The following is a 13363-nucleotide window of genomic DNA, read 5'->3' on the forward strand; positions in this document are numbered from 1 at the left end:
GTTTCAATGCTCTTCTGCCCTTTCCCTCTCCTGCACATCGTCTGCGATGCCCTGTAGCCTTTTCATTCATTATATAAAACTTCATAATCGTAATGATTTCAATGAAGTTAAAATTAATGACAATGTTTTTATTATATCATTCCTTTCCACAGTTAGGTAACCACTGATAGATATACAAAAAAAGGCATCTCTTCCCTTAGGGAGAAAATGCCTTTTTATTAATATTCTATTCTCTTAAAATTTGATGATACCTGAGGTATGAAGGAAGACCAACAACATCAGGATCGGTGCAACATACCGAAGACCGAATAACCATACGTTGAACCAGAAGGGTTTGATGTTCGCATGCTCAGCCGCAGTCTTCCAGTAATAACCTGTGAATATAACAATCAACAAACCGCCTAACGGTAAGAAGATGTTGGATGCGGTAAAGTCTACGAAATCAAAGAATGATTTATCCCCTACTTTTAGTTCAGGCACCAGCCCCATGGACAATGCAGAAGGGACGCCCAGCATCAAGCACAGGACCGATACGACGAGAACGGAGCGAACCCGGCTCCAACGCATACGCTCCATGACATAGGCTACTGGAACTTCCAGCAAGGATACCATAGAACCTAATGCAGCAACCGCCAGCAGTACGAAGAACAAACCGCCGAAGAATGCACCAAAAGGCATTGCCGAGAAAGCAGCCGGTAAAGCAATGAAAACCAGCGATGGTCCTTGAGCCGGATTAATTCCGAAGGAGAAGGTTGTAGGGAAAATAATCATACCTGCGATAAACGCATAGATTAAATCTCCGCCACCAACGGCCAGCATGGCTCCACCCAGCGATTGACGGCGATCTACGTATGCACCGTACGTGATCATAATTCCCATCCCCAGTGAGAGTGAGAAGAAGGCATGTCCCAAAGCAACCAATGCAGACTCTATACTTAGCTTAGAGAAGTCGGGATTCAGAAAGAAGGATACGCCCGCACCAGAGCCTGGCAGCATAAGAGCGTTAATCATCAACACGAGCAACAGGATGACCTTGGCAGGAATCAAAATTTTATTGAACTTTTCAATCCCGTTCGATACCCCAAGAGTTACCACGACTGCTGTAAATGCAAAAACAACTAACAGCCAAACCAACGGCGCATAGCCGGAGGAAAAAGAAGCGAACTGTCCAGCAAAATCATTATTCGAAAACAGATTTCCGCTAAATGCCTCAACGGCATAATGCAGTGTCCAGCCCCCTACAATGGCATAGAACGACAAGATAACAAACGGCACGATAACAAACATGATGCTCATCTTGCCCCAAATCGGATGACCGCCTACTTTTACCATTGCAGAAGCAGCACTTCCTCGACCTGCACGACCAAGCGCAAGCTCCGCTAAAAGTACAGGCAAACCAACAAGCAACAGGCAGACAATAAACAATAAGAAAAATGCAGCTCCACCATATTGTCCTGTAATATACGGAAATTTCCAAATATTACCCAGTCCTGCCGCACTGCCGATCGCCGCCAATATAAATCCAGCAGACGAGAAGCGTTCATTTTTATCAGACAGGCTATTCTGCCCCTTGCTCAAATTCATTATATCCCCCTCATTCTCTCTACTTACGCATAAACATGAGCATGCGTACATAAATAATTTTTACTCATTATAGCGTAAGTAGGATGTAAGGTCATGCATAATTTTTCACTATTACCGGATTTATTTTCATAATGTTCGGTATCTACAAAATACAACAGAAAACTACATATTTTCTTCAACATCCTTCTTTATTATGGTCTCTCCCATGCGATTAGATACTTTTTGATAAATATACGAAATCGCCAACAGTACAACACCAAAAGAGAAGTAGGCTACAATGGTGCTTCCAGTCGTTAACAGATGTAGATCATACAACAGCAGCTTACCTGTCGACAGCAAGGTCAAGCCCAATCCAAATCTGCGAATGTAGACCACTCGCTTGAGGAAGCCGTATACAATATACAAAATGGCCAGTAGCAAATACACCAGACTGAACACAAGACCTGCATCCCCCAGGCGGAACTGAACTCCGAGAAAGGCCGTTATGATGCCCAGCAAATATACACCCATAATGACCGGATACAACTCATTACTTCTATAATGTCGGGTCATCAGTGCGTTTAGGAAATCCCTGCTGCTGAAGAATACCAGCACATTAAAGGCTGCGAGTACCACCAATGCCACATAATCAGCAGCCGTATTTTGCGCATAATTTTCATGCAAGGTCGGAACCGTTACGGTGACCACCAGTGCCAGCGCGTAGCCTATGACGTACAACGCCAAGCTGTAGTATTTAATCACCCGATCATACAGCAACCTCACCTTAGGCAGGAAATAAGCCAACACCAGCGATACGCAGGTATACAACAATACTTTGTACAAGGTGTAATGAGCAAACTCGTCGGATAAGACGATGTTATACCAATGCCCTGCTTCATACAAAAGGTAGAAATATACGTTCACCAAAGCTACATATTTAAATCCTTGCATGATATGCATTTCGTACAACCGATTGTTTTTGAAAGCATTCGGACGGCTAAATTCAATCGCATAGAAGACGGTAACGATCAACATTCCCAGTGTAATGAGCGTATATTTGAGTCCAAAATAGTCTGTCTCAAATCCTGACAACAGATATATAGGGAAATCGACGAAAAAGAATGCGCCCAGACACAGTAATAAAATGCCCCAGCCAGCTCGTTCCAATTCCTTCAACCGGTAACGATGTCCATATAATGTAAGGAGAACTGCTTCGATCAACCACCCCATAGATAACCATCTAACTCCAAACTGGAACGGAATCATGAGGATGGCAAAGGTCAAAGAAGTCGCATAAAATAATATTTTGGTTTGTTTCTCCTCTGGAATATATCGACGGACCCATTGTCCCAGACCTCCGTACACCAAGCAAAAGACCAGAGCCAGCAAGCCTTTATAATCATCCAGGCCTGCATCGCCGAATAGAGAATACAGAACGGAACAGCTCACGACTGTATTCAGAGCTAATAGGGAGAAATCCAGCCATGACAGTTTTGTTTTTAAACGGAACGGCACCCACAGTGTCATCCCGAGGTACATCGCAAATGTAATGACTGCATACAGCATGCTCGCTACGGTGCTTTCCGATAACCACGCCAGCACAATCATCAAGGGCGTATTAAGCAGAAAGCTGATATATTGCACGACGACCCACCGTTTGCGGAAGGATACAAGCAGAATCAGCAGGTTTAACAGGAACAAATAGCCCATGGCGATATACACGGCGTTCCCTTCCAGCCCGTTGGCTACCATATAAGAAAAGAGCGGAAGATACCCCCCTACTAAACCGAAAGAGCATATCGTTCGGGATTCATACCTTAATGACAGTAGCACAGCGGTCACCGTAACGAGTACGGACAAGCCTATGCCTGTATACATTCCTATGATTTCTAACAAAAAGTAGCTGTAAAAAATCGATCCGTACAGTACAGAAATACCGCCGCCTAAAATACCGAGCGCAAAGGTCTGCTTCTGCTTGCGGTACAGCCATTCGCCGCCTCCCAGCATCAGCGCTCCTAGCAGAAAGAAGGCCACACCTTTCATATTTCCTGTAAACCAGTTCGAATATGAGTATTTAAAAGCGGCTCCCACACCCAATATAATGAGCAAAATCCCCAGCTTGTTGATCCAGTTCAAGCCTAGCTTCATTTCAAACTGATTTTGCTTCATGCGCTTCTGCATCGTTTCCTCGCTGATCTCTTCTTCTCCGAGTTGCTGAAACTCGCTTGCCGTCTGATGAAGCAATTGGCGCTCGGCCTCCTGAAACCGCTCGCGTTGTTCCATGATCCGGTCACGAATCTCCTCTGAGAACAATCGTAATCTGGCGACGATCTCGTCCTGATCTTCTTTAAGCTCATGCGTAGTTTGCTGAATAAGCTGGTCCACCCGGTTTTTAGCCCCATATTCAAAGGATGTCAGCCGATTTTTCCCTTCTGCGGTTCTGGAAGCAAAATAGGTCTCCAGCTTTTCACGTGAAATGCGAATCATATTCGCCTTTTCACTCAGCATTTGCTCCGTCAGCGCAGTGCGCAGCTTTCCATTTTCCTGCTCAATATGTCGTACTCGCTCTTCCAAGTGAATGCAGCGAGCCTGATAATCCCCGAACTTTTTTCGCAGAACCTCATTCTCCAAAATGATATCTGAGGCTTCATAGTCCGCGATTAATGTTTGATACTCCTTGAGCAGCTTGTTCTGTTCTTGGCGGATCGTATGTAAACGATCTTTAAAATCCTCCATGTTCTCCTCCATTGCTGTCCATTTTGGTAATCATTACATTTTACATGAAATTAAAAAGTCATTATAGAGACTATAGCCCATTTTAGACGGTAAATTGGGGCTTTTACTTAAATATTCTTCCAGTTTCATGATCGCAGATGAAGTAGAATGGATATACATATGAAATAAAGCCTACCTTTTCCCTTCGCAAACATGAAATCCGCATGGATGTGTTGCAGAGTCTACGCTGTGTATTTATTTTTATTGGAAAGATCACAATGTAAAAAGGAATTAATCCAATGTGCAGACTCATGCCCTTGATTACCCTGCCGAAAATCCGTATACTAACAAAAAAGCAAACGATATTATGCCTGTGAAGAGCATCCAACTCGGAGGCGTTTACGCCAAGGACCATACGTTAGCGTAGGATATGGCGATATGTACCTAAGTAAACCGGACCCGCCCGTTACAGCGGAGCAAAGTGGATTGGAGAGTCATGACATCAGTCATGCTGTCCGGTCAATTTGGGTGGCACCGCGAGATCAAAGCGCTCCTCGTCCCATGTGGATGAGGGCGCTTTTTGTATTTTTATCCGAAAAGGAGTGCGGTGTCATGTTGGATATCAAATGGATCAGAGAGCATCAAGAGCAAGTTCAGACGGCAGCAGACGGCAAAGGAATACAGGTATCGGTCGTGGAGCTGTTGACCCTGGATGATCAGAGAAAACAGCTACTTCAGGAAGTGGAACAGCTTCGACAGAAGCGTAATCAGTGTAGTCAGGATATTGGCGCGCTAATCCATGCCGGCAAGGGTGAACAGGCAGAAGGGGCAAAGCGGCAGGTCAAAGAAATTAACGAACGGCTAGATCTTCTGGAAGCCCCGCAACAGGAAGTAGAGGAACAGTTTCAACAGCTTTTGCTTCTGATGCCTAATATCGTATCGCCAGATACGCCACGGGGAAGATCGGATGACGATAATGTAGAACTGGAGCGGGTCGGGTCGGTTCCGAACTTCGGATTTGAACCAAAGGATCATATGGCGCTCGGTGAGCTTCACAAGCTTATCGACGTCCCTCGGGGTGTCAAAACAGCCGGTACCCGTAACTACTATCTGACGGGAGCAGGGGTTGCATTGCATCGGGCTGTGCAGCAGCTTGCGGTCGATCTGCTGACTGCACGCGGATTCCAGTTGCTGGATGTTCCACTGATGGTACGTGCAGAGGCGATGCGCAGCACTGGTTTCTTCCCGCTCGGACTGGATCAGACGTACCGCATCACAGGAGAGGATCAGTGGCTTGTAGGCACTTCGGAAGTGCCACTGGTCTCGTATTACAGCGGTGAGATCGTGGATGTTACGGACCCGATACGGCTGGCAGCCGTGTCCGTATGCTTCCGCAATGAGGTCGGCTCGGCCGGAAGGGATGTGCACGGACTGTATCGTGTGCACCAGTTTGCCAAGGTTGAGCAGGTCGTCATCTGCGAAGCTAGCCTGGACGCTTCGGAACAGATGTTTCAAGAAATTACGCGCAATGCGGAAGACTTGCTTCAACAGCTGGAGCTGCCTTATCGCAAGATGGCTGTCTGTACAGGCGACATGGCGCAAAAAACCTACAAGCAGGTGGACATCGAGACATGGATGCCCAGCCGCCAAGCTTACGGCGAGACACATTCGTCGTCCCAGCTGCTTGATTTCCAGGCACGTCGTTCCAACATCCGGTACCGCAATGCGGACGGCAAATTGAAATATTGTTACACGCTCAACAACACAGCGGTCGCTTCACCCCGGATTCTGATTCCGTTGCTGGAGCATCACCAGCAAGAGGACGGTTCGATCCGTATTCCGGAGGCTTTACGCCCATATATGCCGCGAGGTATGGAATTTTTGCGTACTCCCTTGTTATGAAAACAGGAGCGCATTTTGAAAAGTAGTACCCAATGAGCAGGATTTTCGATCGTAATCATCGCAAAAAAGACGAAGGATAAATATCCTTCGTCTTTTTTGATGTTTCATTGTGTCATTGTGCTTCTGCTTCCCATGCGCTGGCAGGACCAAAGAATTCATAGTGGATATCCGAAGTAGGGATATTCCACTCCTTCAACAGGCCGTATACCGATTGCATGAATCCCTCAGGGCCGCAAAAATAATATTGGGCGTTCCGATCCGGTATCACGGATTGTAACCAGGCCAGATCCAAACGGCCTTCCTTGTGAAAAGCCTGTGCCAGCCGATCCTGCTCCGTTGGTCTGCTGTAACACCAGCGAACTGCAGCCTGTGCATGTGTGGCGACCAGCTTTTCTACCTCATTACGCAAAGCATGGTTATCCCCATTGACTGCTGCGTGGACAAAAGTGATAGGCCGATGCGGAGCAGATTTCACTAAGGAAGCCAGCATACTAACCATCGGGGTTAGCCCGACCCCGCCGCTGATCAGCACGACAGGTCTGCGATCTGTCCGATCCAGCGTAAAATCACCCGCCGGTGCAGATACTTGAAGCACATCGCCCTCTTGCACCTGCTCATGCAGATACACGGATACTTTACCTGCCGGGCGGGACTCTACAGCATCCTCACGCTTTACAGATATCCGGTAGTGAGATTGGCCCGGTGCATCCGAAAGACTGTATTGACGAATGTGGGTATTGTGCTCGCCCGGAATTTCCATCTTTAAGCTGATATATTGTCCAGGCTCGAATTCAGGCAACACTTGTCCATCCTGTGGCACCAGATAAAAGGACGTAATTTGGTCGCTTTCCTTAACCTTTTTCTGCACAACAAAGCTCTTAAAGTCTGACCAGCCTCCCTGCTGCTGTCCAGCCTCCTTGTACATTTCAGCTTCCATGTCTATAAATACGTTAGCGATCACACCGTAGGCTTCGGCCCATGCGGCAATGATCTCGTCTGTAGCAGCATCCCCCAGTACGTCCTTGATCGCAGCGAGCAGATATTTTCCGACGATAGGATAATGCTCGGGCTTAATTCCCAAACTGCGATGCTTATGTGCAATCTGGCGTACCACCGGAATAATTTCCTCCAGGCGGTCAATGTGCTGTGCAGCCGCATATACAGCATTGGCCAGCGCTCCCTGTTGACGTCCTTGCTTCTGATTCGCGTGATTGAATATATTGAGAAGCTCGGGATGGGCCTCAAACATCATCTGGTAAAAACGCTTGGTGATTGTAGTTCCGTGTACCTCCAAAACAGGTACAGTCGATTTGATCGTTGCAATGGTTTGCTCACTTAGCATCTTTGTATCCCTCTTCTCTCCAAAATAAGATAACAAAGGGTATTTCAACATATGTCCCATTTGTTAATCCTCAATTTAAAACCCAGTATACCCACATAAAGTAACCGTTTATGTGATTCCAGTCACTTTAAATTTGAAATAATATGAACGTGTCAATGACAAAACGCACAATTAAAACACACTTCCCACATAACTGACGAGCTTTCCCCAAAGTTTCAAATATCTATATACCTATTTTGTATGCAGTAATCAGATTTTTCCTTTCTCGTAACAACAGTTTCACCATGCTAAAGACTTCAATTTATTCCACTTGTAAACGCTTCCAATTAGGATAAAATCGAAGATGAGGTGCCGGACAAGCCATTCCGACCCATCCTATCCGTGTTAAAGGAGGCAGATGATATCGTGAAGTGGATCAACAGCAGCAAATGGTTAGCCGCATGGATTTGTATCCTATTCGCAGTGGCCAGTGCGGGTCTTCAACCCGATACAGCACATGCCCATACAACAGGCGTTACGCAAGCAACCTACGGGACCGAGGTGAACCAAGCGCTGAATGGTTTGGACGTCGCCAATGCTGAACTATCCCTGAGCGCAACAGCAAGCACAGCCATTACGAACGGAATGGATTGGAAAGACACCGCAGGTAACCCGATTCAGGCGAACAGCGGTAATATTCTAAAAGTAGGTTCTACTTATTATTGGTACGGCGAGCACGCCGAAAACTGGAAATTTGAAAAAGTGAACGTATATACCTCAACCGATTTGAAAAATTGGTCCTTCCGCAGCAGTATTCTCACCAAAGATTCCGCCCCTGAGCTGAATTCGAGCAAAATTGAGCGTCCCAAAGTCATCTACAACAAAACCACCGGAAAATATGTACTATGGGCGCACTATGAAAATGGCACGGACTACTCACTCGGTCGTGTAGCCGTCGCTACCAGCGATACACCCGACGGAAATTTTGCCTACCAAGGCAGCTTCCGCCCGCTGAATTACGAGTCTCGGGATATGACGGTGTTCACGGATACTGACGGTAGCGGCTACCTTATTACAGCTTCCCGTAAAAATGGCGGCGCCAACGATACGATGGCGATCTTCAAGCTGACAGCCGATTATACAGGCGTGCAGTCGTTCGTTGGCTGGATTTTTGGAAATGGCTATCGCGAAGCTCCTGCTGTTGTGAAAAAGAACAATACCTACTACCTGTTCACCTCGCAGGCTTCCGGCTGGTATCCGAATCAGGGCGCTTACGCAACCGCCAGTTCCATGACTGGAAGCTGGTCTGCTCTGTCGCCCTTCGGTGACCCGGCAGCTTACGGCTCGCAAATCCATTCCATCGCCACGATTACGGGTAGCGCAGGAACCAGCTACATCTATATGGGCGACCGCTGGAATCCGCTCAATCTGAGCGACCACAAATTCATCTGGTTGCCACTAACTCTGAATGACTCCAACAAAACAGCAACCCTGAACTGGTACAGTAGCTGGGATCTGGATGCTGCGACAGGCACAGTAATCCTACCGTCCCTTGTGAATCACGCACAGGGCAAAACGGCGACTGCGAGCTCAGCCGCATCCAGTTCTCCAGCTTCACTGGCGAACGATGGCAACGCCCAAACCTCGTGGAAAGCTACTTCCGCATCCTGGCCCGCTTGGTGGCAGGTCGATTTGGGCAGTACCAAGACCATCAGCGAAGTGGATATTTCATGGTTTATGTACAAAGGATCTGAAGCGTATTACAAATATAAAATTGAATACAGCACGGATGGAGTTAACTACTCCACGATTGACCGCACAGGTAATACCACGTATGGTTTTACCAGTGACAAAGTTAGTTTTCAGGCCCGTTACGTACGAATCAATCTTGTAAATGCGGTGTTATTTAATAATCCAAACAACTGGTATACCCCGACGGTGCATGAAGTAAGATTGCTTGGCAATTAACTTGCTTCATTAAAAAAGAACATGGCAGGAGAATCCCATATTAGATAGGCTTCTTCTGCCATGTTTGCTTTACCACCTGTTTCGTACTCATTCGCTCAACGTACCCGATTTACTGTGGTAAACACAAATTTATCATACCGATGCCGTGAGAATGAGTATTCAAACGGTATACCCGTATCCAGATAACCTACCTGCTCAATTTCTAAAACCGGATCATCCGCACCACAATCCAAATACTCCCAATCTAGCTCGGTCGACTTGGACGCGCGGATGGTGCGATGTGAACTGACAATATTAAGGCCCAGCTCCTCCTTAATATGTTTGTACACTGAGCCGTGCAACACCTGCTCGGTAATACCGCTGATCAGCTTCGTAGGCATGTATGTGCGCTCTATCACATACGGTTCGCCCTCTACAATACGCAGACGGACTACACGATACACAGGAGAATTGGCATCAATAAATAGATGCGCCGCTACCTCTTCAGATGGAAATTGAACGTCAAAGGCTATGATTTTACTTTTGATTTCTTTCCCGCGCAGTACGTTTGTCAGCCCCAGCATTTCATTCACAACGACATTAACCGGGCCATTGTAGATCGATTTGACGATAAAGGTTCCGTGTCCTCTTTTACGATTCAACAGCCCTTCCGACACCAACGTATCCAATGCCCTCTTAATCGTCATCCGACTTACCCGGAACTCACTGGCCAGTGAAATTTCATCGGGAATCGGATCATCACTGCTATAGGTCTTGTCTATAATACGCTTCTTGACCTCTTGTGCAATCCGTTCGTATTTGTTCATTGGTCTACCACCTGTACTAAAATTTGTTTTATGTCAGCATTTTACCAAAAACATCGGTAGCGCTGGTTCTTTTTGTTCTGCAGGCGGGACGTTAAGGTATCACGGTATAAGTAAGTATACCGAACATTATACTTTCTCACCAGCGGCGTACAGCACAGTTCTATGACGATGATGAAGAAAAAAAGGCGGTCCAGAGGACCACCTTAGAATCCGTTATTCTCGATCACCTGTTTGAACCAGTGCCCACTCTGTTTAACGGATCTCTTGCCACCGTTCTGAAGATCGACAGACACAAAACCATAGCGATTCTTATAAGCATTCGTCCAGGACCAGTTGTCCATAAACGTCCATAAGTGATAGCCCTTTACATTGGAGCCCTCTGAGATGGCCCGTTGAACCCACTTGAGATGCTCACGGATAAAATCAATGCGATAGTCATCGCGGATCATGCCCTGTTCATCTCTGAACTTTTCTTCACCTTGAACGCCCATTCCGTTTTCTGAAATGAAGCATTCAATGTTGCCATAATTTTCTCTGACATTGGTCAGGATGTCGTAAATGCCTTTCTCATAAATCTCCCAGCCCCGCATCTCATTCATCTTGCGGCCAGGCATGACGTAATAATCGAAGAAACGTTCCGGCACAAAAGGAGCATCCAGGTTCGGCAGACTTTCACGAGCCTTGACTCTGCGGGGCTGATAATAGTTAATACCCAGTAGGTCCACAGTGCCCTGGCGTATAATCTCCCGATCTCCGTCTTCCATGCTTGGTACATATCCCTCTTGGCGTAACAGCTCCACGAGCAAAGGATTGAATTCTCCCGTCACAGATGGGTCTAAAAAGGAACGGTTAAAGAACGCATCGCATATTTCAGCAGCCTGCACGTCTGCCGGATGCTGACTACGCGGATAAGTCGGCGTCAGGTTCAAAATAATTCCGATTTTGCCCTTATAACCGCCCTCTCTGTAAGCCTTAATGACACTCGCGCTCGATAACAAGGTATGATATCCCACCTGTACGGCTTTACCGAAATCCACTTCATTCGGATAGTGGAAATCGTATAGATAGCCGCCTTCCACCGGGACAATCGGCTCGTTATGCGTAAACCATTTGGCTACACGATCCCCGAATAGCTCAAAGCAAGTGTTAGCGTAATCCACGTAAGCTTCGACCGTCTCCCGGTTCACCCAGCCTCCTTTTTCCTGTAAAGCCATCGGCAAATCAAAATGGTACAAGTTCACAAACGGCTCAATACCCGCCTGATGCAACTCTTCAATTACGGCATTATAGAATTGAACTGCCTGCTGGTTCAATTTACCTCTCCCTGCCGGAAACAGACGCGACCAGGAAATAGAGAACCGGAAGGAGTTGTGACCAAGCTCTTTCATGAGTGCAATATCTTCTTTATAACGGGTATAGAAACGGGACGTTTCGCCAGGTCCAACGCCGTCATAAAAACGGTTCGGCTCCTGCTCAAACCAATAATCCCAAATGTTCGGTCCTTTGCCGTCTCCCTCCACGGTTCCTTCTGTCTGGGTAGCCGAGGCCGATGAGCCCCACCAGAAGTCGGATGGAAAACGGTATTGAATGGTTTGCTGCTCTATATCTTTCATTTCGGTATGATTCACAGCTCTACTCCTCTCTCTTTTGCATGAATAAGTTGCTAATCTAGCAGCTTATTCACATTACATTCCAACAGTTTGATCCTTACCTGCAATGGCTGTTTGGTTAAGCTCCTCTTCCTGCTCTTTACGAACGTTCATCCGATCAATAATTTTTAGGAACGGGAACCAGATGACAAAGACGACAGCCATATTAAACAACTGCAGTACGCCTCCCATCAGAGATCCCGTAGCCATCATTCCACTAAAGAACAACGGCATCGTCCAAGGAACCTGTATTCCGTTTGGCGGCGGTACAATCCCAGTAGACATGGCGAAGTAAGTAATCAGCGTAACGATCATTGGAGCAATGACCCATGGGACAAAAATAAGCGGATTCATCACAACCGGCAAACCGAATATGACGGGCTCGTTGACATTAAACAGACCCGGTCCAAGGGCCAGCTTACTGACCTGCTTCAATTGCTTACTCTTCAGGAAGATCAGAATCGTGAGCACTACGGCCAGTGTCATACCTGTACCACCGATACCTACGGTATAAATATCAACAAACTGCTTGGTGATAATATGCGGCAGTTCCGCTCCTTTGGAGTACGCTTCGTAGTTTTCAAGTGCCAGCGTATTCCAGATCGGTTCCATGACTGAGTTGATAATAATCTGACCATGAAGCCCAAAGAACCATAAAAGCTGAACAAAGAAAATAGCAATTAATGTAGGTATAATACCACTGCCCAAGTGCACCAGAGGTGCCTGTACAGCATGATAAATCAGATCATGCAGGTTATTATGAAGAGTCAGTGTAACTACAACATTAATGATCAAAAATATGCCCAATGTGATACACGCCGGAAGCAAAGCGGCAAACGATTTGGCAACGGCTGGCGGAACGCCTGGAGGCATTTTGATAACAATGTTCCGCTGTGTCACTCTTCGGTAAATTTCAGCAGCTATAAAAGCAACGATCATGCCAAGGAACATGCCTTTGGCCCCAATCCGATCCAACGGAATGACACCAGCAATCGTGGCACCGCTTTCTTGTGTCAGCACAAACGGGGTGAGCATCAAGAAGCTGACCAACGCGATCATGCCACCGAATATGGGCTCGACCTTATAACTTCGGGATAAATAATAGCCGATCCCGACAACCACGAATAAGGTCATGATGTTCAGGGTGGCACTCGGCGCAATGTTCAGCAGACTGTTAAAAGTCGCATAATTACCGTCGCCCATCCAATCTTTTAGAAACGGCAGATTGATAATAACGACAATGATGGAGCCAAAAACTGTTAATGGAAATGACAACATAAATGCATCACGCAGTACAGTAAGATAGCGGTTGTTGTTCAGTTTACCGGCAATAGGTATCAGTATCCGGCTTAATTTCTCAAACAAAGCCTATTCCTCCCCGCGAAGTGACTTGCATCAATAGGGTTGCAAGCTTTTCATGTCCCAAATTTCACAAACTT

General features: G+C 46.6%; 8 protein-coding genes. 2 read left to right on the top strand and 6 right to left on the bottom strand.

The window, feature by feature from the left end:
* Nucleotides 1-234 precede the first annotated feature (234 nt).
* A complete protein-coding gene (locus ACUYLD_RS13135) occupies nt 235-1584 on the bottom strand; it encodes a sodium-dependent transporter (protein ID WP_061829525.1) in 1350 nt (449 codons plus the stop codon).
* Between the two features lie 162 nt (nt 1585-1746).
* Nucleotides 1747-4299 (bottom strand): DUF2339 domain-containing protein, encoded by a 2553-nt coding sequence (locus tag ACUYLD_RS13140; protein WP_446675241.1) that lies wholly within the window; start codon nt 4297-4299, stop codon nt 1747-1749.
* A 591-nt stretch (nt 4300-4890) separates the two neighbouring features.
* Between ACUYLD_RS13140 and serS the strand changes: the two genes are divergently transcribed.
* Nucleotides 4891-6180, top strand: coding sequence for a serine--tRNA ligase (gene serS, locus ACUYLD_RS13145; RefSeq protein ID WP_446675334.1), 1290 nt, complete (start codon nt 4891-4893; stop codon nt 6178-6180).
* A gap of 112 nt (nt 6181-6292) precedes the next feature.
* Here serS and hmpA read toward each other — a convergent pair whose 3' ends face one another.
* Nucleotides 6293-7522 carry an NO-inducible flavohemoprotein gene (gene hmpA / locus ACUYLD_RS13150; RefSeq protein ID WP_235306700.1) on the bottom strand — a complete coding sequence of 410 codons (1230 nt, stop codon included), beginning with the start codon at nt 7520-7522 and terminating at the stop codon, nt 6293-6295.
* 405 nt (nt 7523-7927) lie between these two features.
* Here hmpA and ACUYLD_RS13155 point away from each other — a divergent pair, with 405 nt between their 5' ends.
* On the top strand, nt 7928-9469 hold the full coding sequence (locus tag ACUYLD_RS13155; protein ID WP_446675242.1) for a family 43 glycosylhydrolase: 1542 nt from the start codon (nt 7928-7930) through the stop codon (nt 9467-9469).
* 95 nt (nt 9470-9564) lie between these two features.
* Here ACUYLD_RS13155 and ACUYLD_RS13160 read toward each other — a convergent pair whose 3' ends face one another.
* The 3 genes from ACUYLD_RS13160 to celB form a co-directional block, all read right to left on the bottom strand.
* Complete coding sequence (locus tag ACUYLD_RS13160) at nt 9565-10275, bottom strand: GntR family transcriptional regulator (protein WP_039271892.1); 711 nt, start codon at nt 10273-10275, stop codon at nt 9565-9567.
* Between the two features lie 203 nt (nt 10276-10478).
* Nucleotides 10479-11888: a glycoside hydrolase family 1 protein gene (locus ACUYLD_RS13165; protein ID WP_446675335.1), complete on the bottom strand. Its 1410-nt coding sequence runs from the start codon at nt 11886-11888 to the stop codon at nt 10479-10481.
* A gap of 72 nt (nt 11889-11960) precedes the next feature.
* The gene (celB, locus tag ACUYLD_RS13170) at nt 11961-13289 is read right to left on the bottom strand and encodes a PTS cellobiose transporter subunit IIC (RefSeq protein ID WP_039271894.1); all 1329 of its coding nucleotides are present in this window, start codon (nt 13287-13289) and stop codon (nt 11961-11963) included.
* Between the last annotated feature and the right edge of the window lie 74 nt (nt 13290-13363).

Source organism: Paenibacillus sp. SER-28 (assembly GCF_052906305.1).